The sequence below is a fragment of the Bacillus sp. JJ1521 genome (genome assembly GCF_036965165.1).
GTDB lineage: Bacteria > Bacillota > Bacilli > Bacillales > Bacillaceae_L > Ferdinandcohnia.
The window spans coordinates 8,588-29,816 of record NZ_JBALOX010000102.1; the positions used below are offsets into that span (position 1 = coordinate 8,588).

At 36.7% G+C, this 21,229-nt stretch carries 28 protein-coding genes; 12 read left to right on the top strand and 16 right to left on the bottom strand.

The genetic code is table 11. From position 1 onward, the window contains the following. The first annotated feature begins 350 nt into the window (after positions 1–350). The 3 genes from V7147_RS14955 (at position 351) to V7147_RS14965 (ending at position 1,658) form a co-directional block, all read left to right on the top strand. On the top strand, positions 351–1,169 hold the full coding sequence (locus V7147_RS14955; protein WP_335368638.1) for a Cof-type HAD-IIB family hydrolase: 819 nt from the start codon (positions 351–353) through the stop codon (positions 1,167–1,169). 140 nt (positions 1,170–1,309) lie between these two features. Continuing rightward, positions 1,310–1,459: a competence protein gene (locus tag V7147_RS14960; protein WP_116351173.1), complete on the top strand. Its 150-nt coding sequence runs from the start codon at positions 1,310–1,312 to the stop codon at positions 1,457–1,459. Between the two features lies 1 nt (position 1,460). Then, on the top strand, positions 1,461–1,658 hold the full coding sequence (locus V7147_RS14965; protein WP_335368639.1) for a DUF3813 domain-containing protein: 198 nt from the start codon (positions 1,461–1,463) through the stop codon (positions 1,656–1,658). 56 nt (positions 1,659–1,714) lie between these two features. Here the strand turns inward: V7147_RS14965 and V7147_RS14970 are convergent, their stop codons facing one another. Both V7147_RS14970 and V7147_RS14975 read right to left on the bottom strand, forming a co-directional pair. Beyond that, complete coding sequence (locus V7147_RS14970) at positions 1,715–2,590, bottom strand: BsuPI-related putative proteinase inhibitor (protein WP_335368640.1); 876 nt, start codon at positions 2,588–2,590, stop codon at positions 1,715–1,717. Between the two features lie 48 nt (positions 2,591–2,638). Beyond that, positions 2,639–3,481, bottom strand: coding sequence for a YitT family protein (locus V7147_RS14975; protein WP_335368641.1), 843 nt, complete (start codon positions 3,479–3,481; stop codon positions 2,639–2,641). A 308-nt stretch (positions 3,482–3,789) separates the two neighbouring features. Between V7147_RS14975 and V7147_RS14980 the strand changes: the two genes are divergently transcribed. Further along, on the top strand, positions 3,790–4,653 hold the full coding sequence (locus V7147_RS14980) for a DegV family protein (RefSeq protein WP_335368642.1): 864 nt from the start codon (positions 3,790–3,792) through the stop codon (positions 4,651–4,653). Positions 4,654–4,723: 70 nt separating this feature from the next. Next, a complete protein-coding gene (locus V7147_RS14985; protein WP_335368643.1) occupies positions 4,724–4,855 on the top strand; it encodes a DUF3941 domain-containing protein in 132 nt (43 codons plus the stop codon). Between the two features lie 40 nt (positions 4,856–4,895). Here V7147_RS14985 and V7147_RS14990 read toward each other — a convergent pair whose 3' ends face one another. Then, on the bottom strand, positions 4,896–5,756 hold the full coding sequence (locus V7147_RS14990) for a CvfB family protein (RefSeq protein ID WP_335368644.1): 861 nt from the start codon (positions 5,754–5,756) through the stop codon (positions 4,896–4,898). 149 nt (positions 5,757–5,905) lie between these two features. On the opposite strand from V7147_RS14990, the gene V7147_RS14995 reads away from it, so the two are divergent. Then, complete coding sequence (locus V7147_RS14995) at positions 5,906–6,397, top strand: YajQ family cyclic di-GMP-binding protein (protein WP_335368645.1); 492 nt, start codon at positions 5,906–5,908, stop codon at positions 6,395–6,397. Positions 6,398–6,432: 35 nt separating this feature from the next. Here the strand turns inward: V7147_RS14995 and V7147_RS15000 are convergent, their stop codons facing one another. Next, positions 6,433–6,873 carry a YtoQ family protein gene (locus tag V7147_RS15000; RefSeq protein ID WP_335368646.1) on the bottom strand — a complete coding sequence of 147 codons (441 nt, stop codon included), beginning with the start codon at positions 6,871–6,873 and terminating at the stop codon, positions 6,433–6,435. A gap of 48 nt (positions 6,874–6,921) precedes the next feature. Continuing rightward, complete coding sequence (locus tag V7147_RS15005; protein WP_335368647.1) at positions 6,922–7,431, bottom strand: GNAT family N-acetyltransferase; 510 nt, start codon at positions 7,429–7,431, stop codon at positions 6,922–6,924. Positions 7,432–7,612: 181 nt separating this feature from the next. Here V7147_RS15005 and V7147_RS15010 point away from each other — a divergent pair, with 181 nt between their 5' ends. Continuing rightward, positions 7,613–8,479, top strand: coding sequence for an SDR family oxidoreductase (locus tag V7147_RS15010; protein WP_335368648.1), 867 nt, complete (start codon positions 7,613–7,615; stop codon positions 8,477–8,479). Between the two features lie 150 nt (positions 8,480–8,629). Here the strand turns inward: V7147_RS15010 and V7147_RS15015 are convergent, their stop codons facing one another. Continuing rightward, on the bottom strand, positions 8,630–10,018 hold the full coding sequence (locus V7147_RS15015; protein ID WP_335368649.1) for an alpha-amylase family glycosyl hydrolase: 1,389 nt from the start codon (positions 10,016–10,018) through the stop codon (positions 8,630–8,632). 218 nt (positions 10,019–10,236) lie between these two features. Between V7147_RS15015 and V7147_RS15020 the strand changes: the two genes are divergently transcribed. Both V7147_RS15020 and V7147_RS15025 read left to right on the top strand, forming a co-directional pair. Next, on the top strand, positions 10,237–11,607 hold the full coding sequence (locus V7147_RS15020) for an MATE family efflux transporter (protein WP_335368650.1): 1,371 nt from the start codon (positions 10,237–10,239) through the stop codon (positions 11,605–11,607). A gap of 142 nt (positions 11,608–11,749) precedes the next feature. Next, positions 11,750–12,313 (top strand): DUF2777 domain-containing protein, encoded by a 564-nt coding sequence (locus V7147_RS15025; RefSeq protein WP_335368651.1) that lies wholly within the window; start codon positions 11,750–11,752, stop codon positions 12,311–12,313. Between the two features lie 227 nt (positions 12,314–12,540). Here the strand turns inward: V7147_RS15025 and V7147_RS15030 are convergent, their stop codons facing one another. The 9 genes from V7147_RS15030 to V7147_RS15070 all read right to left on the bottom strand — a co-directional run bounded on the left by V7147_RS15030 (position 12,541) and on the right by V7147_RS15070 (position 18,873). Then, positions 12,541–13,974, bottom strand: coding sequence for a putative bifunctional diguanylate cyclase/phosphodiesterase (locus tag V7147_RS15030; protein ID WP_335368652.1), 1,434 nt, complete (start codon positions 13,972–13,974; stop codon positions 12,541–12,543). Positions 13,975–14,222: 248 nt separating this feature from the next. Next, complete coding sequence (locus tag V7147_RS15035; RefSeq protein WP_335368653.1) at positions 14,223–14,924, bottom strand: hypothetical protein; 702 nt, start codon at positions 14,922–14,924, stop codon at positions 14,223–14,225. Between the two features lie 124 nt (positions 14,925–15,048). Next, a complete protein-coding gene (locus V7147_RS15040) occupies positions 15,049–15,522 on the bottom strand; it encodes an Hsp20/alpha crystallin family protein (RefSeq protein ID WP_335368654.1) in 474 nt (157 codons plus the stop codon). A gap of 143 nt (positions 15,523–15,665) precedes the next feature. After that, entirely contained in the window at positions 15,666–16,175 is a 510-nt protein-coding gene (locus V7147_RS15045) for an Hsp20/alpha crystallin family protein (RefSeq protein WP_335368655.1), read from the bottom strand. A 22-nt stretch (positions 16,176–16,197) separates the two neighbouring features. Beyond that, entirely contained in the window at positions 16,198–16,440 is a 243-nt protein-coding gene (locus V7147_RS15050) for a spore germination protein (protein WP_335368656.1), read from the bottom strand. Between the two features lie 74 nt (positions 16,441–16,514). Then, positions 16,515–16,766 carry a spore germination protein gene (locus V7147_RS15055; protein WP_335368657.1) on the bottom strand — a complete coding sequence of 84 codons (252 nt, stop codon included), beginning with the start codon at positions 16,764–16,766 and terminating at the stop codon, positions 16,515–16,517. A gap of 162 nt (positions 16,767–16,928) precedes the next feature. Beyond that, on the bottom strand, positions 16,929–17,318 hold the full coding sequence (locus V7147_RS15060) for a DUF5661 family protein (protein WP_335368658.1): 390 nt from the start codon (positions 17,316–17,318) through the stop codon (positions 16,929–16,931). A gap of 151 nt (positions 17,319–17,469) precedes the next feature. Then, entirely contained in the window at positions 17,470–17,838 is a 369-nt protein-coding gene (locus V7147_RS15065; protein WP_335368659.1) for a YisL family protein, read from the bottom strand. A 129-nt stretch (positions 17,839–17,967) separates the two neighbouring features. Next, positions 17,968–18,873, bottom strand: a complete 906-nt coding sequence (locus V7147_RS15070) for a fumarylacetoacetate hydrolase family protein (RefSeq protein ID WP_335368660.1) — start codon at positions 18,871–18,873, stop codon at positions 17,968–17,970. A 233-nt stretch (positions 18,874–19,106) separates the two neighbouring features. Here V7147_RS15070 and V7147_RS15075 point away from each other — a divergent pair, with 233 nt between their 5' ends. After that, on the top strand, positions 19,107–19,274 hold the full coding sequence (locus tag V7147_RS15075) for an aspartyl-phosphate phosphatase Spo0E family protein (protein WP_083497159.1): 168 nt from the start codon (positions 19,107–19,109) through the stop codon (positions 19,272–19,274). 22 nt (positions 19,275–19,296) lie between these two features. Here the strand turns inward: V7147_RS15075 and V7147_RS15080 are convergent, their stop codons facing one another. Continuing rightward, positions 19,297–20,493 (bottom strand): DUF418 domain-containing protein, encoded by a 1,197-nt coding sequence (locus V7147_RS15080; protein ID WP_335368661.1) that lies wholly within the window; start codon positions 20,491–20,493, stop codon positions 19,297–19,299. A gap of 214 nt (positions 20,494–20,707) precedes the next feature. Between V7147_RS15080 and V7147_RS15085 the strand changes: the two genes are divergently transcribed. Further along, positions 20,708–20,929 carry a spore germination protein gene (locus V7147_RS15085; RefSeq protein WP_335368662.1) on the top strand — a complete coding sequence of 74 codons (222 nt, stop codon included), beginning with the start codon at positions 20,708–20,710 and terminating at the stop codon, positions 20,927–20,929. Positions 20,930–20,943: 14 nt separating this feature from the next. Continuing rightward, complete coding sequence (locus V7147_RS15090; RefSeq protein ID WP_335368663.1) at positions 20,944–21,204, top strand: spore germination protein GerPB; 261 nt, start codon at positions 20,944–20,946, stop codon at positions 21,202–21,204. Positions 21,205–21,229 lie beyond the last annotated feature (25 nt).

The window sequence follows — 21,229 nt, forward strand, 5'->3', positions numbered from 1 at the left end:
GTTTTTAGTCTTTGATCTGACAACCCGAAAAATCACCTTTGAAAATCTGTGGCATCCGCTGGAGGCTTTAGGCCCACACGATGTGGGTCACTCAAACGTTGCCACAGGAAGTGGCGTTATTAGTCTGAGTTCCTTAATTTCAGCCAGAATTTGAACCCCTCAGAATTGGTTACTCTAATTGCATTCATCCCCCACTTAAAGAAGTGGAGGACTTCTGCTGAATAAAGTTAAAACTTTAGCCAATCACTAGTGTATCATTAATTGGTAGTTTACCTAAAAAAATTCGCTTTTCAATTGACGATTTTTTTATTATCTGGTTAAGTAGAAGAAAGAGAGCAGAGGAGATTGTTATGACAAAACAACATTTAATTGCACTTGATCTAGATGGTACTTTACTTAAAGACGATAAAACCATATCAAAAAGAACAAAAGAGGCTATCGATAATGCAAAAAAGGCCGGCCATATGGTTATGATTGCGACAGGAAGACCTTTCCGTTCTAGCTCCATGTACTATCAAGAATTAGGTCTTACATCACCAATTGTTAATTTCAATGGTGCTTTTGTCCATCACCCTCTTGATCAAGGTTGGGGTGTCTATCACGACACACTTGATTTAAAAACAGCAAAAGAAATTGTTGAAGTTGCCGATACCTTCCGGGTAAAAAATATATTAGCGGAAGTGATTGATGATGTGTATTTTCATTATCAAGATGAAACGATGTTAGATATTTTCGGTATGGGGAAACCGAATATTGAAACAGGTGATTTGCGAAAAATCTTAAAGCATGACCCAACCTCACTACTGATCCATCCTGACGAAGAAATTGCAGATCCAATTCGAAAGTATCTTTCTGAAATGCATGCAGAAGTAGTGGATCACCGAAAATGGGCTGCACCTTGGCATGTTATTGAAATTGTTAAATCAGGCTTAAATAAAGCAGTTGGAATTCAAAAGGTTGCCGATTATTATCAAATTCCTAAAGATCGTATTATTGCCTTTGGCGATGAAGATAATGATTTAGAAATGATTGAATTTGCTGGGCATGGAATTGCAATGGGAAATGGGATTGATGAATTAAAAAATATTGCAAACTATGTGACAATGACAAATGAAGAGGACGGAATTGCCCTTTATTTAGAGGATGTACTAAAATTAGAAAAAAATTAACGAACCGGTTGATAGCCGGTTCTTTTTTCAGAAATAATTACCTTATATATTCCTCTTCCAAATTTCAAACAATATGACTGGTGCTATAAAAAAGGCACTTATAAATTTGATTATGTAGCTGTTAAAGGGGGAATTTACGGATGGGTAGTAATAAATCAAAACGATTTGTTCATCAGGGTGCAGATGCTGTTCAACAACATGCACAGCGCTTTCCTTACCGTTCAACTCTAGCTGAAGCAGAAGCAAAGAAAAAACAGAATGTCGAAAATTCATCACTTGGAGGAATATAAAATGGGAAACCCTTTATTCCAGAAGGCTCGTGAAACTGTAGAAGCTGCGAAGTTAGCAAGCGCGGGTCAAAGTGATGCATCCTTACAGGATTCGATTTCGGTTGCAAAAAACGCTCTTTCTTCTGCTTATGCTAACTCTACAACAGCCGAGAAAGAACAACTCCGCGAATTACAAAATGAATTAGACCAACTTCAATAAGCCTTTGGCTAATTCAAAAAAAATGGGGTCAGACATAACGTCTGACCCTTCCCCTATCATTGGAACTGCTGAAGTTTTGCGTGATATAAATTTATAATAGAACCATCCTTTGCACTTCTTTCATATAGGTGAAGGATTAATGCTCCATTAGTAGGGATTTTATCCTTTGGAATCGAAATTTTGATCTCAAATTTTGCCCACTCCGGTGCACCATAAGATGCTGTTTGAAGAGTTTCAGGAATCACGTAGTCATGTCCATCCTCTACTGCATAGAAGAATGATGCTTCAAACACTCGCACTTCCCCAGTTACTGTATATTCTCCATTTTCTCCAAGTACTTGAACATTGCGGAATGCTTTATTCCCTTCCTCAGGGATTGTAAAGCTCTTTTCTGCCTGCAATGAATTTTCCTTAATTTCTTGTCCATTTACTTCAAAAGCAGTTGAGAATATAGTCGCATTATATTCCCCAGGTGAAAGTCTCGTTCCATCGTTTGAAGTATAGTCCCATGGTTCTTCCCAAACCTTTTCTTCACCTGGTTTAAGTTCCATATACTCAATGGACATGATAAACATTTTATCAATAGAATAGCGGTAAACTTCCTTTTCATTTACATCTGTCACAACAATTTCATACTTTTGACCACCTGGAATTGTCACTTTCACGGAATCGTCGCTTGTGTTTTTTAATGAAATGGTAAATATTGCTTCATTTTCCCCTGTTTTAATTGATAGGTTTGTTTGAAGTTTTTCAACCACGTTCTCATCCCCTCCAGGTTCTTCACTCTCTTGTTCTGGTGGTGTTTCTGTTTCTACTTTTTCACCGCCCCCTGAATTTACTGGAAGAGCATCTTCTGTTGTTGTGGTACCACATCCTGATATGATAAATAAACTCATTACAAATACTAAAGCTACTAGAAGCCATTTTTTCATGTTTGTCACCCCTTTATATGATTTGTCGAAGGATACGTAAAAAAGTTACTATTCTTTACGAAATAATCCATAAACGCCGACCGTTTGAACAATATTTGTAAAAGCATGAGGATCAACTTCCTTAATAATACGCTCCAAATCATATAATTCGTATCTTGTTATAACAATCATCAGCATATCCTTTGTTTCACTAGAAAAGGCACCTTTTGCAGGGATCATCGTAATTCCTCTTACCATCTTCGAGTGTATGGCCTTTTTTAATTCGTCCGCTTGCTTCGTCACGATCATTGCAGTTACTTTTACATGACTCGTATGGACAGTATCAATAACCCTTGTCAAAACATATAAAGCGACGAGAGTATATAAGGCTTTTTCCCAGCCAAATAAAAATCCTGCAGTAAGAATGATTAGCCCATTAAGCGTAAAAATATAGGTTCCAATTGGCTTATCTTTTGACCTTGATAATACGAGAGCTATTATATCCAATCCTCCGGTTGAGGCACCCCATTTTAAGGTTAAACCGATACCAATTGCTTGAATGACAGCACCAAATACAGCATTAAGTAATATATCATCTGAAATTCGTTCAAGTGGTATGATAGATAAAAATAAAGTGGTCAGAGCAACAGAAATAAAGCTATACAGGGTAAATGCCTTTCCTACCTTTTTCCATCCTAAAATCGCAACAGGAATGTTTAATAGGAGTAAAATTACACCTGTTGAAATGTGTAATGGCGTGTAATCACCTAGAATTCTAAACAATAGCTGTGATACTCCTGTAAATCCTGAAGAATATACATCTGCTGGAATTAAAAATAGGTTTAAAGCTGCCGCATTCAGCAATGCACCAATTATCACAATAATTACTTTTTTCACTTCTCTATTAACCATTAAAATAGTCCTCCTGGAACAACATTCTACAATTGCAATGGCAAATTTGCCGTCATACAAAATTTTCCCACATTTGTTGTAATTTTATCCAATCCTCGATAAACTTACAGTAGGCATGTTTTAGTTTTATTCAGCAAAGCCTGGCTGAATAAAACTAAAGCCTCCGGCGGATNNAAAGACTAAGTACGCCACGTCCTGTGGCAACGTCTTTGTGACCCACATCGTTTGGGCCTAAAAAAATCGGACGCAAATACGCCAGAACGCAATTGATTTAAAAAACCTAACCATAAAAAAAGAAGGTGAGACTTTTGACTGTTAGAATTCTTACTGATAGCGGTAGCGACCTACCACTTCAATTTTTTGAGGAAAACAATGTAACTTTATTCTCCTTAGGAGTTCATCTAGATGGGCAAGATTATGAAGATATTGCTACGATTGAGCCTGAAAAAGTATTTGAAGCAATGCGAAATGGGAGTGCTCCAAAAACATCCCAAGTTCCACCACACCGTTTTAAAGAGGTTTTTACTGAAATTGCAAAAGAAAAGCAATCTGCAGTTTACATTGCCTTTTCATCACAATTATCAGGAACTTACCAAACAGCAGTAATGATGAGCGAGGAAGTAAAAGAAGAATATCCAGAACTTGATTTAACGATTATTGACACGAAATGTGCATCACTCGGACAAGGCCTTGTTGCGAAAGCAGCAGCTGAATTAGCCGCCAATGGAGCTTCAAAAGAAGAAGTAGTAAACCTTTCAAACTTTTATAGCACTCATATGGAGCATCTTTTCACCGTTGATGATCTTGAGTATTTAGCTCGCGGGGGACGAATTAGTAAAGCTTCTGCCTTTGTTGGAGGACTTTTAAACATTAAGCCTCTATTAAATGTAGAAGATGGAAAACTAATCCCTCTCGAAAAAATTCGGGGAAAAAAGAAAGTGTTTAAACGAATTGTTGAGCTTATGGAAGAACGCGGAGTGGATTTATCAAATCAGACAATTGGTATTAGCCACGGTGATGTGGAAAGTGAAGCAATTGAATTAACGAAGTTATTTGAAGAAAAATTCGGGTGTAAATCTTTTTATATGAATGCAATTGGTGCCTCTATTGGATCACATGCTGGACCAGGAACGATTGCGATTTTCTTTTTAAACAAAATGCCAAACAGCTAAGTTTACATAGTTTGAAAAACGACTGGATATCCTATTTTTGAACGAGATTGGATTGAAGGGAGTGTAAATTATGCCAAATACAAGTGATAATGATAAAAAAGCTCAAGATAATAATGCATTACGCCATGAAAAAAATATGATGAGAGAAAAAAATCGTCAGGCTGGCAAACATCAATATTCAAAGAAAACAGATCATCTTTAAATTGAAACGCATCGGGATTGAACCGATGCGTTTTTCGTTACTACTCTTTTTTGAAATAAGTCCAGCCATCCTCTTGGTATACTTTTCCTTCTTTCATTAGCTTACCCAGTCCCCGTTTAAAGGCTGCTTTACTCATCTCAAATCTAGTTGAAATATCGTCCGGAGAGCTTTTATCCCAATATGGCATTGCGCCTCCACGACTTTCCATATATTGATAAATTTTTTCAGCATCATCGCCCATGATTTCATGACTTCTGCCAAGCAAGGATATATTTACAGTCCCGTCTTCCTTCACGTCAATAATACGACCTTGTACCTTTTCCCCAACTCGTGGCTCTCTTGTCCGTTGACTTTCATGAATAAAGCCGAGGAACCCCTCCTCTGAAATCATGAAGGAACCGACCATTAATAATCGATATACAGTACCAGTAATATTTTTATTAAAATCTTTTCTTGTTGCTGGCTTTGATATCGAACGAATGACGTCTTCAGTTGCTAGTTTACCAAAGAGTCTACCGTTTTTGTCTGTTCGTAAAGTGACATACAGTTTGTCACCTGGCTCAGGCCAAAGGTCCCAAACTTCATGCAAATCGTCCTTTGAGATAAGAATATCTTTATTAATCCCAATATTTACGAAAGCCCCAAGCTCATGTTTAATTTCAACGACTTCTACCCAATCATAGGAACCGATTTGAACAGTCGGTATTTTCATGGAAGCAGCAAGTCTCCCTTGATGGTCTTGAAAAAGAAAAACAGTTACATCCACATCTGGGTCAAAACCATCTATAATTTCATTTGTATGTAGTAAAACATCTTCTTCACCGTTTGTTAAAAAATAGCCAAACGGCGCATCTCTATCTACACGTAATGTGATAACCGTACCTGGTTCTAATGCATTCATTTCTTAAAGCCCTCTTTCTATGTTACTTATTAGTCATTCATAGTATAGACGTTTATGACCACAATTTACTAGTATTGTTTGGAAAAAGTTGTTCAAATTGCTAACATTGTCTATAATCAAGGCAAATATACTTTTTTGGAGGTTGGCAAATGGCAAAGGAAAGCTCATTCGATATCGTGTCAAAGGTGGATTTGCCCGAAGTAACGAATGCAATTAGTATTGCAAAAAAAGAGATTCAAACTCGCTATGATTTCAAAGGGAGTAAAAGTGACATTTCCCTTGATAAGGAAGAACTTATCTTAGTATCTGACGATGAGTACAAACTCGAGCAATTGAAGGACGTTCTCATCAGCAAAATGATTAAGCGTGGGGTTGCAACTCGTAATATTGATTATGGAAAAATTGAAAATGCATCTGGTGGTACTGTTCGTCAACGCGCGAAACTCATTCAAGGCATTGACAAAGAGAACGCGAAGAAAATTAATACGATTATTAAAAATAGTGGCCTTAAGGTGAAGAGCCAGGTTCAGGACGATCAAGTTCGTGTAACTGGTAAAAGCAGAGATGAACTTCAACAAATTATCAATGCAATTCGTGAGGCAGATTTACCGATTGATGTACAATTTATAAATTATCGATAAGAAAAATGCAGCGGACATGACCCCGCTGCATTTTTTTATTCATAAATATAATTTAGCACATCTAAAGCTTGATCAACCGTTTCAACGGTAACATTTGCTTTATTCGATAGCTCTTTTAAGGGATGAATCAGTGAGGTTGGTCTAACGATAATAGTAGGCTTATTCATCGTAATCGCTGCACTCGCGTCCATTGCCGTATTCCATTGTTTGTATTTTTCTCCGAATAATGCGATAACAACATCTGACTTTTGCATCAATACCTGCGTTCTAAAATTATTGATGTCTGATGCTGCGTTATCTTTATAAAAGTTTCCTGGTTGTTCACCTAGGATTTGTTCACCTATATTATCGGACTTATCATGGTTTGTTTGCGGACCGACAAATGTTAACGGAAGATTTTTAGATTCTGCCTTCTCCATAATTTCCTCACGCCAATTATCATGAATTTGCCCAGCTAAATATACGATTAACTCCATGTTTTCTCCTCCTAATGCCTTTTCAACTATCGTAACATATAGAACGGACTATTTTACAAATTTATACATGATAATTTCATCTTCATAATGTGTATCACTGAATTTAACGAACTTCACTTTTCGTCCTTCCTCATGGAAACCAAATTTTTTATATAGGTGGATTGCCCTTTTATTATGAGAGAATACTTCAAGACATACCTTTTCGAGACCAGGCTCCTTTTGGGCCCAATCGAGAAAATATGCCATTAGTTTGCTTCCGATCCCGAGATTACAGTAAGCCTCTTGAATACTTATACCAAAATATCCCAAGTGAGAGAGGCGCTTACGTTTCGAGGTCTGAAAATTTAAATTCCCAATAATTTTACCATCAATATCTGCTACTATGATTAAATTACCCGGCTTTTCATGGCACTCCATCCATTTTTCCTCTTCCTCAACAGTGGTTGTAAATTCCTCTAGTGTCGTAAGCAAGAACGTAGACTCGATAAGTACTATTTGGGTATGTTCAATTAACTGTAACGCATCCTCTTTTCTTGCGGGTCTGATTTTTATTTCCATTGGAACCTCCTATACGGAATTTATATATATTATCTATTTCTTTATATTTATTGGATTTCCTTTTAATTTGTTTTGTTTAGCCATTTGATTTTTATAAATACTTTATAATTTGTCGGGATGTATATTCCGACCGCTTTTATTAAAAAGTAATTAGGATACATTACATAAAGAGGTGTTAATAATGTCAAATAATCAAGGGAAAAACATTTTGCCACCACAGCATCAAAATCACCAGCCTGGAACTGAGACTGAAATGGTGCCAAGGCCAGTCTCAGAGGATATGGCCCATCAAGGCAGCCATAAATTAAAGAATAAGGTTGCTATTATTACAGGTGGGGACAGTGGAATTGGAAAAGCAGTCGCAATTCATTATGCAAAAGAAGGCGCAAATGTTGTGATCGTCTATTTGGAAGAGCATGAGGATGCTAAGGAAACGAAGCGTCAGGTTGAAGAAGAAGGCCAAAAATGCTTACTTCTAGCCGGAGATATTGGAAATGAAGAATTCTGTAAAGAGATTGTAAAGAAAACAATTGATGAGTTTGGCCAACTAGATATATTAGTCAATAACGCAGCTGAGCAGCATCCGCAAAAAAATATCCTAAATATCACAGCTGAACAGCTTGAAAAAACATTCCGAACCAATATTTTTTCTTATTTTTATTTAACAAAGGCTGCTCTTCCCCACTTAAAACAGGGAAGTTCCATCATCAATACGGCTTCCGTTACAGCATATAAAGGAAATGAGCAGCTTGTTGATTATTCAGCAACAAAAGGAGCCGTTGTTTCATTTACAAGGTCACTTTCCATGCAATTGGTTGGAAAAGGAATTCGTGTTAACGGAGTGGCTCCAGGACCGATTTGGACACCACTTATTCCATCAACCTTTACAAGTGACCAAGTTGCGAAATTTGGCTCGACAACACCAATGAAACGTCCTGGACAGCCCGAGGAGGTCGCACCAAGCTATATTTTTCTTGCAAGTGATGACGCTTCCTATATGTCCGGCCAGATTCTTCATGTTAACGGTGGAGAAATAGTAAATGGGTAAAATAGAAATGCTCAAGGTGCCCCAATTCAAGCGCTGACAGAAGGTGCATTTTACCTTTCGAAGCAATTGACTTAGACCAGAGAGCCGATGGCGCCTTGGGCTAGACAATAAAAATAGCATCATCCTCTACACTGGATGATGCTTTACTACTTAATCAAGCCTTTTATTACCATGCCTTTTTTTATTGTAATAAATAAATCCAATCATTAGCACTGGTATAATAAATACAACAAAAAATAATGTATAATTAATATTTGTCGTATCACGAACCACAAACACTTCCGAAATATCACGCTTTACAACAAAATGAAATTCATCATCGGTTGCACGAACAAGGTCCTCAGTAATTAGTCCGGTTAATTCCTTATTTTCCCCAACCTGTTCAGACGTTAAGGAAAAACTCTGTGTTTTCGTTGTATTATTAATTGCAACAAATGCTGTTTGCCCTTCATACTCTCTTTTAAAAACAAGTAAGCCTGCATCATTTTTAACTAATTCAATTGTTCCTTTTGTTAAAGCAGGAACACCCGATCTTATCTTAGCAAGCAATGTTATGTAATCAACTAGCTCTTTATCGGTTCGAAAATCCATTAAACCGAGGTTATCAGGTGACTCACTTCCATTTAACGCAATTTCTGTTCCATAGAATACGACAGGGATTCCAGGTGTTGTATACAAATACGTCAATGCTGCCTTAAGACGTGGTGCAGGATGCTCGTTTGCTTCTGTAGCCAAATAGGTGAAGCGAACCGTATTCGTGTTATCAAAAAAATGGATTAAGGAATTCGGATTTTCAAATCTTTGAGCTTGTTCCCATGTTTTTTCTACATCATTAAAGGTTTGGTCTGGAACACTAAAGCTTGTGATTCCTTCATATGGTATCGTGTTATAAACGGAATCAAGTCCGGCCGCTTCAAGCTCATGCAAATTATCTACACCTACAGATTGCCCAATCAATCGAAAATCTGCTTTTTCCGATTTCAATTCGGTTGATAAAGTAGCAATAAAATTTGCTGAAACTCCTTCAACAAGATCAAGTTTATAGCCATCAATATCTGCCTCTTGAACCCACGATTTTGCGTCTTCAACCAATTCATCATCTAAAGTACTATCATTTAGGCTAATGCCAAGATCCAGAATTATTTTTATGCCCTTCTCATGTGCCTCTTTTACAAGCTGTTTTAAATCATCTGCATTTCCATAATGTTCATTAATTACGCTAATATCTTTTACCACATACGGATAAAATGTATCCGATTCACTTTCAAATATTGGAGATAATAAAATGGATGTAAACCCCATATCCTTTAGGTAATCAAGTCGACTTGTAATTCCTTGGAAATCTCCCCCGTGATAGGATGTTGGGTTTGAAAGGTCCACCCCTACATCATTAGCACTTTTAGCATTATTAAAACGGTCAACCACTATGTAATAAATACTTTCTTCCTCTATTGTTAGGTTGTCAGCAGCAAAAGCCGGAACGGCTAACAAAAGTAGCATTGGAATCAAAAAAGCTACTATATAAATCTTTTTCTTCATCACGTAACCCCTATTTTCTTAGTACTCACAATTTAAAGTAACCTTACCCCTTCTCAAAAGTCAAATATAACAAGTGTTTGTTCATACTTTGTACATATTTATCGGCCAAACAAAATGAAAAAATAATGGATTTTTCTTTAATAATGCCTATTCTTTCCTGTCACATTCTGTGATAAACTAATATAGTTTTGATTAAGGTAATAAAGGGAGTTGACTGCTTGGATACTTCTATAAATACAAAAAAGTTAACATTGTTTGCATTGACATGGCCAATATTCATTGAATTGCTGTTACATATGTTAATGGGAAATGCAGATACCTTAATGCTGAGTATGTATTCCGATAATTCAGTTGCAGCAGTCGGGGTCTCTAACCAAATCTTATCATTAATTATCGTCATGTTTGGGTTCATTGCAACTGGTACAGCCGTTTTGGTAGCCCAGCATTTCGGTGCTAATAATGAAAAAAGTGCAGCTGAGGTTGCAGTCGTTTCTATTTTTGCAAACCTTGCGTTTGGTCTTATTTTAAGTCTTGTTATATTTGTTTGGAGTAAAAAGCTCCTGCTGTTAATGGATTTGCCAGTTGAATTATTAGACGAAGCAGACAGCTACCTTAGAATTGTGGGTATATTCTCATTCCTCCAAGCACTAATCATGACAATTGGGGCCGTCATCCGAAGCTATGGTTTCACTCGGGACACGATGTACGTCACAATTGGGATGAATATCCTAAATGTCATCGGGAATTATATTTTTATCTTCGGTCCATTTGGCTTACCAGTTCTCGGTGTTGAAGGTGTTGCCATATCAACCTCCTTTAGTAGATTAGTAGGCTTACTTGTCATCACCTATCTTTTAATAAAAAGAGTGAGATATGGTCTCCCATTTAAAAAGATTTTCCGTTTACCAAAAGTGCATCTTCAAAATCTGCTTAAAATTGGAATACCGTCTGCAGGGGAACAGCTTTCCTATAACTCCTCTCAGATGATTATTACTTATTTTATAACAATCATGGGAACACAGGCTCTTACTACGAAGGTTTATACCCAAAATTTAATGATGTTCATTTTCCTCTTTAGTATCGCAATCAGTCAAGGAACACAGATTTTGGTTGGACAAATGATTGGTGCTCGGCAAATTAATGATGCTTATAAAAGGGCATTAAAAAGCCTTAAGTTGGCAATTATGATTTCAGCAGCCATGGCGGTTGTCTTCTCATTATTCAAAGAACCACTTCTATCCATTTTTACAAATAATCAAGATATTATTAAAACTGGTGGCGTCCTTATCTTGTTAACTATCATTCTTGAACCAGGGCGAGCTTTTAATCTTGTTCTTATTAATGCTTTAAGGGCGACTGGGGATGTTAAATTGCCAGTTTACATGGGAATTCTATCAATGTGGGGAATTTGTGTACCGATTTCCTATGTGCTTGGCATTCACTTTGAACTTGGATTAATTGGAGTATGGATTTCTTTTATAGTGGATGAATGGGTGCGTGGCATCGTCATGCTTTGGCGATGGCGTTCACGGGCATGGGAGAAAAAATCATTTATTACACCAGATAAACCTGCAAACGTAACAGCCTGAATTGTTCAGGCTGTTTTTAATGTTTTTTCTAAAACCAGGGTAAAGCCTCACAAAAATCCTAGTTATAAATTTCCCATCTTTTGTCTAAAAAGAGGATAACACTACTTTCAAAAATTACTCAGCTATGGATGGAGGATTTATTTTGGATCTACAACAACGTCTTGGCAGCATAACTGAACAAAAACGCTCGTTTATCACAGGTACGACAGAATGCATAAATGATCAATGGATCTTCTTTGATGCTGAAACAGACGAAGCATCAATGCTTGAAGAAATGATTGGTAAGGAAGTAGAAGTTTTCACTTTAAATAAATGGGAAAAAGGTATTTTTGTGGAGGATGGCCTCATCCAAATGAGCGGTTATTTTTATAAGCTCGATAATGGAGATTGCCTCCGTTTTCGAAAAAAATTAACCTTGGCCTATAAGGAATGGCTAGAAGGTTTTACAGAGGATCAATTTCTTCGTTTCACGTCTACCTTAAATAAGCTTTCGTTTTCATTATATGATTGTTTACATTGTCATAATCAATTAATGTACCAAGAAGAGAATTTAGAAAGTGAAGGTGTCAATTTTATCATGTTTGATAATACAGAAATGCTTTTATCTGTTCACCATCACTTTTCGCGTGGAAAACTAAAGAAGGATCGATTTGAATTTACATTAGCTAATGGAAAAAGAGCGATTCTTTCAACAATTTGCAAATAAGAAAAGTGCCAAGGCGCCCGAATTGAGGAACATCGACTAACTACCGCCACGTCCTGTGGCGAACGTCGATGTCAGCACTTCCTGTGCAAGTCAAGCATAAGACAAGCGCTGACAGAAGGTGCATTTTACCTTCCGAAGCGATTGGCTTATGCCCCCGAGCCGATTGCGCCTGGAGCTAGACATCATAAGAAAAAGGAGGATGTTCGCACATGAACATCCTCCTTTTCTTACAATGCTTTAAGCTTTACCAATCCTTTTTCAAATTCTTCGCTTTTCATCGGACGATCAATATAGAAGCCTTGAGCGTAATGGCATTGGAGTTCCCTTAGTAATGCAATTTGCTCATCAGTTTCGACACCTTCAGCAACCACCTTCACGGAAAGTCCTTGCCCCATCGTAATGATCGCCTTCACAATCGCGATATCAGTGGTATTAACCTTAAGATTATTAATAAAAGTTCGATCGATTTTTAATGTATTGATTGGCAAATCTTTTAGATAACTTAACGATGAATACCCTGTCCCAAAATCATCAATCGATACCTTAACCCCGAGCTTTTGAAGCTCCTTCATGACAATAACACTGTGGTTAATGTTTCTCAGCATCACGCCTTCAGTAAGCTCAAGTGTTAAGTATTGCGGAGGATGTCCTGTTTCTACCAAAGCCTCCTTCACCACATCAATAAAGCGCATTTGTTGGAATTGGTTTGCTGAAACATTAACTGAAATGGTTAGATAGTCATAGCCCATATCATGCCATTTTTTATTCTCCTGACAAGCCTTTGTCAACACCCATTTACCAATCTCGTGAATGAGTCCAGTTTCCTCTGCAAGGGGTATGAATTCTCCAGGTGACACGAGTCCAAGCTTTGGATGCTCCCATCTTATTAAAGCTTCGCTGCCATAGACCTCACCGGAGGCTAAATCAATAAGCGGTTGATAGCATAAATGAAATTCTTTCTTTTCAAGTGCTCTTCGCAAATAGCCTTCCAGCTCTAACTTATACAAAACTTGCTGATTCATTTCCGTAGAGTAGAATTTCATTTTGTTGCCGCCTTGTTGTTTTGCAAGGTTCATGGCCGTATCGGCATGTTTAAATAATAACTCAGTGGTAATCCCATCGTTTGGATAGAAACTACCTCCAATACTTCCGGTTAAAAAGAATTCACGTGCTTCATACATAATAGGCTTAGCGATCTCATGCAATAGTGTTTGTCCAATGTCAACAATCTTCTCAACTTCAACATCTTCGGTTATCAGAATCGTAAATTTATCGCCACTAAATCTTGCAAGAAAACTTTTTTTGGGGAGCAATCCTTGCATTCGTTTTGCAAGTTGTTTAAGAATAATATCCCCCGCATAATGCCCAACCGTATCATTAATCATTTTAAATCGGTCAAGATCGATAAATAACACAGCTAATTTATGATGTTTCCTTTTCTTTGATAACCTCTGAACATATTCCTCTACTCGATTTGTAAAATGTAGACGATTCGGCAACCCGGTTTCTGCATCATAATAAGCTAAGCGTGCAATTTTTTCCTCTGCTTTTTTTTCATAGAAAGCTTCAATATTTTTATATTTTTCGGTAGTATGTTGGTGTTGCTCTATTAATTCGATGATATCTTTCAACTGTTTATATACAAAACTATAGGTTCTCAATACGAGATTCACCACTCTTTTTTTCTCTCATGAAGTATGTATCTATTCTTAAAGATAGCATAATTTCATGTCGAAAAATACAGAAAAAAAAAGAAAAAGCCACCCAATGGTAGCTTGTTCACAAATTTTTTAGAATCGCCATAGACCAAGTGGAAGTATTCCAGTCAACTCAGGCTAAGCACTTGAGTATAAAACATATTACTTACAGTACTGATGTATTGGCCATTGTTGGAGAACTCCTCTGCCCCCTATTCTATAGGAATATCAGTTCCTTCCTCATCAGTGTCCGTTTGAGTCCTCTCGTTTTGTTTTTCAATTGTATCCGTCTGTTTCTCTTTTTTTATTTCGTTGTTTTGTTCTTTTTTGAATTCATTCATTGTCGATAAGAAATCCTCTGCTAAGTCTGACGGAATAATTCCCGTTCCATATGTAGCCCCAACGTTTAAGCTTCCGCTTAAATCCCTTACTCCAAGTTGAGCAATATTATTATTTAGTTCGTATTTGTCAATTAGCATTCGTTCAACCTTAATATCTTGATAAATAATGGGCTGCTCGCTTCCTTCTTTTTCAGATTTCAACTGTTTCTTTAGTTCGTTAAATTCCTCAAGAATTTGTTTGTTATCAGACTCACACTGAAGAATCTGCTTTTTTATGCTACTCATTTCACTGCATAGTAGTTGAATCTGTTCCTTGAGTTTGTCCAATGAGTCAAACCACTGTGTTCTCAATCTTTTTTCAACAGTGGCTATGATTCTAGCTTCTAATTCCTCCGTTTTGCTAGGTTCCGGTTCCTGTGTTATCTTCTTCCCCTTAATTGCTGATTTCTCTAATGCATTCATGGTGGAAATGGACAGAAAGTGATTTTCCATTCTCAAGAATCGCTTCATTGTCACTTCAAGAGTATTAACTCTCTTAAACTCGATTTCAAGCTTTGCGATCCTCTTTTCCAAAGCCTCCTGATCATCATTCTTATGAAACTTTCTTTTTAAGGGCATCTTATTAATCACCACACTCTACCGTTTTTCAATCTATTGGTATAGTCATATTCATTCCGAAATTTGTTTGATTAGAGAGCTATTCTATAATAACAAGCTCCTCTGGCTCGATTTTTCGATGATAGGTTATAACAAGGAGGCCATAGTTATATCTGGCTCTTATAGGATTTCCGTCCGTCGGTTCCGGAAGCTCAATTGTGCGCTCAAATTCTCCATACACCCGCTCATTTTTTAAAGTGGTATCTGGTTTGAATGGCAATCGAGAAATCCCTTTAATCGTTAAATTTGCTCCACTGACTTTTAGTTGGATATCACGTTTGTCTATACCGGGGATTTCGATTAAAATAACAATTTGAGTGTCTAGCACGAAGATATCTACTGGAGGAAATTCAACCGATTCAGTGGTTCGTCTTGCTTTTTCTACATTTTCTTCCGACTTCATGTCCTGCATAAGTTTCTTTGCGGATTCTTTATCAAACACGTGATTCCAGAAATCACCCGCTTGATATTTCTGGGCAACTTCCATCCACTGCTTAAGCTTTTCAAAATCCACGATGCTTCCCTCCCGTTTTCCACATGACAAGCAAAAACAGCTACCGACTTCTACTATAATCATATTTTACGATTGACGTTTCATTCCTTTGATTTTGTACCAGCATCGACATGTCTTGTGTTCATCTAAAAAAAGACGCCCATTCATTCCATTGGCTGGACGTCTATTTCTGTATACTGCATATCAGTTGCCTTGGGCAGTTTGATTTGAAGAAATTCATCTTTGTAACTTGTAGAAGATCCTTTTTTCTTAACAAGCTCTGGCAAGGCGAACATATGATAACTATCCTTATTCGGATACCCCTCAATAATAATTTGGTTAGATGTATGGAAAATTTTTACATTCGATAAATTTGAAGGATCCTTCATTCGAAACTTCACATACACGTGATCATGAGAATCAAAAATCGTAGGAGTTAATTCATCTGGTTTCGCTTGTTCGCCAAAAGAATTCTCTCCCCCTTGACTAACCTGATTCTCATGAATGGCCCGATTTAACACAGAAGCATTATTTTGAAAAAAATCCAAGGAAGTTGACATTGATTTCGAGATGGACTCTTGAACAAATTTTTCAATGCTTGAAGATTCTCCAGATTGTTTCATCCACTGCTGCATGATATCCTTAAATGGAAAGAGCGATTGAAAAGGGAACATCTGATAACCTCCTTTCTAAAAGCTAAAATTGGTTTGAAACCGGTAAAGATGGATTTAAAATTTGATCTTGATCCGAAACATCTGTATCCAAATAACCTTCAGCAATCACAGATGAATTCGGAGACAAATCTCCCAATGAAAAGCTTAAGCCTACATTTTTTGAATTGGCTGTGTGGCTATTGTGAACCGTTCCGCCAATATCAAAATTCGCATTTTGACTCATATTATTCGTTTTTATATTAAAGATATTTATCATATAGGGCATTCTATTTATTCCTTTCTCTTAGACTTTATCCTTAAATTCGCCTTAAAGTATAAGGGGACTTCTCATAAATAAAATTAAGCTAAAGAATCCTGAGCAGCATTTACAACTGCTGGATTTCCAATATCTCCTTGATCATTTAAATCTGGATCAATAAACACATTCTCCATTCCTGCAGAAGTTGGTGAAAGATCCCCATACGATGAATTTTCTCCTTGCGACTTAGAATTTGCTGTGTGTGCGTTATGAAAGGATTCACCAATATTTACTGAACCGTTATTCGAAATGCTATTTACTTTCATGCTATAAATATTGATATGAGTTGGCATATTGATTTCCTCCCCTTTCATGTTCTTTATCCTATGCAAAATGTATGCAGGCTGTTATCCCTATTTTAAAGATGCTCCATTAAATCCGTTCAATAGTAACTCATACCTTTTAAAAAAGCTCCTCAATTACGGAGCACCACAATAAATTCAAGCTTAATATAATCATTTGTTCCAATAGGCCTTTGCTTCTTCCTCAAGTACCTTTAATCTCTTGTAGTAATCTGGGAATTCATTAAGATGAGCCAGCGCAATTTTCCCTGTAATTAAAGGATTATCACCTGTAACATTTGTTTGGCTAGATACTTTTCCATGTTCAAGTTCTGTATTTACTCCCATCCAAAATTCATCTAAATTAAACTTACTTTTATTAAAATCAATGCCTAATAGTACAGCGATGGCTGCTGCTTCCTCTTTGGTAAAAGATTTAACCCTATATTCAAAACGATTATTTTTATCCCAGTTTGAACTTCCTGTAGTTGGATATAGATTTTGTGAATAATAATTATAACCGTTTTTGAAGTGGTTTAAGTACGAATTATTATAGTAATACAAAACACATCTCTCCTAAAAAGGTCTTTATCACAATATACGATGGCAACCTAAACATGAGCGTGTCTTTAAAAGATTCAACAATATACTGATCTTGTGAGCTCTTGATAAAAATAAGAAAAAGCTACCCAAGGATAGCTTTTTCACAAATTTTTTAAAATCTCCAAATGCCTAGCGGAAGTTTCATTCCCAATCCAATCGTTAAGATTAACACAATAATAAATAATCCCCAGAATAATCCAGTTGGTTTTTGTTTACTAGAGCGCGCTAAAATCATTTCCATGAATCCGATTGTTAGTACGCCTAGAATTGCTTTACCTATGTATTCACCGTCAATTACTACTCCACCAAATAAAAGTAGTAAACCTGTAGCTATAATGAATAAATAAAATAAACGTAAAACCATTTTAACAATTTTTTGAGATCTTTCTTTACCGGCCTTATTCAGGATTGTTGCTGCTATAACAAATAGAATAATAGCAACTACCCAAGAAGTAATATGTGCATGAGTATTGACTGTCATGTACTACTTCCTCCTTTTTCTTTTTCATTCATGGTTTATCATAGCATGTTTAATATGAAAATAAAAACGTTCACTATATCCATTTTCACTGTTCATATAGTAAATATGTCGTTTTTGTGACGTATTGACTTAGTCCTCAATTTTATTTCTTAATGTTCCAAGGCCATCAATTGTAATTTCTATAACGTCGCCTACCTTTAAGAAGCGTGGTGGATTAAAGCCTTTTCCAACTCCCGCTGGAGTGCCTGTTGCGATAATATCACCAGGCTCCAATGTCATTCCTTGTGAAATCACCGAAATAATCTTTTCTATTGGGAAAATTAATTGGCTTGTGTTCCCTTTTTGTCTCACTTCTCCATTTACTTCCGTAGTAACGGATAATTGACTTGGATTTGGAATCAGCGATTTATGCACAAGCATTGGTCCCATTGGACAAGTTGTATCTAAGCTTTTTCCAAGGAAAAATTGCTTATGTCTGGATTGTATATCACGCGCTGTAATATCGTTAATGATCGTATATCCAAACACATAATCAAAAACTTCGCTTTCTTTAATTCCACGACCTTCTTTACCAATTACAACTGCTAATTCCCCTTCGTAATCCAACTGCTCTGTAATATTTTTATGGCTCAGTACGAATTCATGTGGACCCACAACTGTCGAAGGTGCCTTAGTGAAAATCATGACATGCTCGGGTACATCCTTTGCACTACCCATTTCAGCCACATGGTCTACATAATTTTTACCAACACAAAAAACATTTTTACTTGGTTTTGGTATTGGTGCCTTTAATGTAATCTCCTCAATCGAATATATACCATCTGCATCTGTATGGTTTAGAGCCCACTCTTTAATCTGATGCACCTTCTCTAGAAATTCCTCCCCTTGTGCAATAGCTTCAATCATTGTTTCGGGAATGATGGATGCCCCGTTCATTTGCATATCTAACGCCTTTACATCTAGTACTTGATCAAGTCTTTCATTTACCATCCCAATAAATTGTTTTCCATTCTTTTCTGCGGTTACAAACCTCATTATCATCACCTCGTATGTCGTTCTTAAATTAATTAATTCTACTTTAATTGTTATAATTCCTCCCTCGACATTTTGTAGAACTTTGTATTTTTTTGTAACATTTTTAGAGGTTTTAGCGAACTTGTTTTATTCTTTGTAAAGGCAGGTATAATAATAGTACAAGTCTTGTATATACTACTTTAGTCTAATGATTCATGGAGAATATTTGACTTTTAAAAAATGGAGAAGTGAAAATGTTCATGTTGAAAATTGCAATTGAATTAAAGCGCCGTAAAATGACAACATTAGCGGATCAGTACGGCTTTACTGCTTGGGAGACAGTAAAGTGTAGTCAAGAATTAGATCAATTATTGAATATTTATCAAAAAACCAAACAGAAAAAATTAAAAATGGTGAACTAAAATGATAAAAAGACTATTCGTATTAGCGAATAGCCTTTTTTCGTATATCTACCTTTTGGGCATAGGTTAATGTTCTCCAAATCCACTCGAATGGACCAAATCTGAATTTTTTCAACCAGAGATAGCTTAATCCGATTTGGACAATGAAAATAACAATCGTAAGAAGGAATCCTGTATATAGCTCTACTTTTCCATACAGTCCAAAACCATAACCATAAAACAACAGCGTACAAACAATCGATTGGAATAAATAATTACTTAATGAAAGGCGTCCAACAAACGCCAGCGGTGAGAAAAGTTTTTTCGAAACGGGCAGTCTCATTAATAGGACAATTGATGTAGCATATAAAACGGCTGTGCTGGGACCACCTATTGTGTCCTGTAAATAATCGGTCGCAGCATTTTTAGATGTATAATAAGGGAGCAACTTCATTGGAACACCAATCACTAGCGAAATCAGCCATAGAATCTTTACTTTCTTAATATCCTCATCACGGCCCTCAAACCATTTTTTCTTTGCGATAAAGGCTCCTAAAAGAAACATCGGGAGCAATGTAATGAATAATGCAAAGCTGTTGGCAGCATTATTTACATAGTACCAATCTTGGAATCTCTGCATAGTAATTTCCCAGAATCCTCCGGTAGCATAAATTTCTGCAGATTTCCCGGCAAGCTCTTCATTGAACATGACTGCACTTAACCCTGGATCAAACATGACAGCTAGAAACATCATCCCACCAAGAAATAAGTTAGGGACAAAGATTAGCACTAATGACCAAATTAACAATGTAGTTGGTTTTGCCTTAAGAAATAACAATAATAATGCACCAACTATTGCATATGTAATTAAAATATCTCCATGCCACACAAAAAAAGCATGTAAACATCCGATTAGCAAAAGGACGAACAATCTTCTAGTTATAAGCGGATAAAATGAATACCCCTTAGCTACGGCTCTTTCCTTAAATAGGATCATGCCAAACCCGAAAAGAAATGAAAACAGAGTATAAAAGCTTGCTTGTGCAAAAATGTCAACAATACTATGTGTCCATTGATTGAGGTTCCCGCTCCACCAGTCATTAGGGTTTAAATACAAAACTGGTGAAAAAAACGAAGGCATATTCACGAAAAAAATACCGAATATCGCTAGCCCCCTTATAACATCGATGGAGTGAATCCGCTCGGCCCCCATAACAGGGCTTAATTGTTTAATACTCATTCATACAACTCCTTAACAAATTCCTATAATGATTATAAGAGAATCCTTTTGAATTCTCTAGAAAAATATTACAAAAATTCACTTAAACCTTAATTCCCACTTCATCTAAATCACACCTTCTGGGTGTTTATCATAGAATACTGTAAACGCATCTACATGTACCAACTCACTATTTCGTATATTTTTAATTTTGTTTTGTAAAAGGGTGTTCGATATGCCAGCAATCGTTGGAGCTATAAAAATAAATAGCATTGGGAATAGCAGTGTCATGAATGTAGGGGATGTCTTTCAAATTGCACCTGTTTCTACTGCCAAAACATTTGCTGGGGCTGGCTCATTTAATACCGGGAACGGGAACCGTGTCTATAATAATCAGAGTGTAACCAACACATATGATGTGGATACAATTGATAGTGTTGTTGTTGGAAATGCCTAAGGGGGTATACGCAAATGAATTTTTATATAAATCAAAGTATTTGTATACAAACATTAAGAGTCGGGAGTGTTGCAAACTCATCTGTCCTACAAATTGGAAGTGCGGGAGTGATTCGACCTTCTGCTCATCTGTATAATACAGGTGGTTTTACCAAACCAGCTCCGGAAATCACAACAAAAGCAACAAATTTGTCAGAAGCACCAGCCGTTCCTTTAGGAGGTGCACCTGGTGCAGCAGCAGTAGCCCCTATAGTCGGTGCAACAGGAGTAAGATAATAGGCATTCACCCATTCTACCTTCT

Coding starts and splice junctions, on each gene's coding strand:
- V7147_RS14955 (WP_335368638.1), top strand. CDS start 351: ATGACAAAACAACATTTAATTGCACTTGATCTAGATGGTACTTTACTT.
- V7147_RS14960 (WP_116351173.1), top strand. CDS start 1,310: ATGGGTAGTAATAAATCAAAACGATTTGTTCATCAGGGTGCAGATGCT.
- V7147_RS14965 (WP_335368639.1), top strand. CDS start 1,461: ATGGGAAACCCTTTATTCCAGAAGGCTCGTGAAACTGTAGAAGCTGCG.
- V7147_RS14970 (WP_335368640.1), bottom strand. CDS start 2,590: ATGAAAAAATGGCTTCTAGTAGCTTTAGTATTTGTAATGAGTTTATTT.
- V7147_RS14975 (WP_335368641.1), bottom strand. CDS start 3,481: ATGGTTAATAGAGAAGTGAAAAAAGTAATTATTGTGATAATTGGTGCA.
- V7147_RS14985 (WP_335368643.1), top strand. CDS start 4,724: ATGCCAAATACAAGTGATAATGATAAAAAAGCTCAAGATAATAATGCA.
- V7147_RS14990 (WP_335368644.1), bottom strand. CDS start 5,756: ATGAATGCATTAGAACCAGGTACGGTTATCACATTACGTGTAGATAGA.
- V7147_RS14995 (WP_335368645.1), top strand. CDS start 5,906: ATGGCAAAGGAAAGCTCATTCGATATCGTGTCAAAGGTGGATTTGCCC.
- V7147_RS15000 (WP_335368646.1), bottom strand. CDS start 6,873: ATGGAGTTAATCGTATATTTAGCTGGGCAAATTCATGATAATTGGCGT.
- V7147_RS15005 (WP_335368647.1), bottom strand. CDS start 7,431: ATGGAAATAAAAATCAGACCCGCAAGAAAAGAGGATGCGTTACAGTTA.
- V7147_RS15010 (WP_335368648.1), top strand. CDS start 7,613: ATGTCAAATAATCAAGGGAAAAACATTTTGCCACCACAGCATCAAAAT.
- V7147_RS15015 (WP_335368649.1), bottom strand. CDS start 10,018: ATGAAGAAAAAGATTTATATAGTAGCTTTTTTGATTCCAATGCTACTT.
- V7147_RS15045 (WP_335368655.1), bottom strand. CDS start 16,175: ATGTTCCCTTTTCAATCGCTCTTTCCATTTAAGGATATCATGCAGCAG.
- V7147_RS15050 (WP_335368656.1), bottom strand. CDS start 16,440: ATGCCCTATATGATAAATATCTTTAATATAAAAACGAATAATATGAGT.
- V7147_RS15055 (WP_335368657.1), bottom strand. CDS start 16,766: ATGCCAACTCATATCAATATTTATAGCATGAAAGTAAATAGCATTTCG.
- V7147_RS15065 (WP_335368659.1), bottom strand. CDS start 17,838: ATGACAGTCAATACTCATGCACATATTACTTCTTGGGTAGTTGCTATT.
- V7147_RS15070 (WP_335368660.1), bottom strand. CDS start 18,873: ATGAGGTTTGTAACCGCAGAAAAGAATGGAAAACAATTTATTGGGATG.
- V7147_RS15075 (WP_083497159.1), top strand. CDS start 19,107: ATGTTCATGTTGAAAATTGCAATTGAATTAAAGCGCCGTAAAATGACA.
- V7147_RS15080 (WP_335368661.1), bottom strand. CDS start 20,493: ATGAGTATTAAACAATTAAGCCCTGTTATGGGGGCCGAGCGGATTCAC.
- V7147_RS15085 (WP_335368662.1), top strand. CDS start 20,708: ATGCCAGCAATCGTTGGAGCTATAAAAATAAATAGCATTGGGAATAGC.
- V7147_RS15090 (WP_335368663.1), top strand. CDS start 20,944: ATGAATTTTTATATAAATCAAAGTATTTGTATACAAACATTAAGAGTC.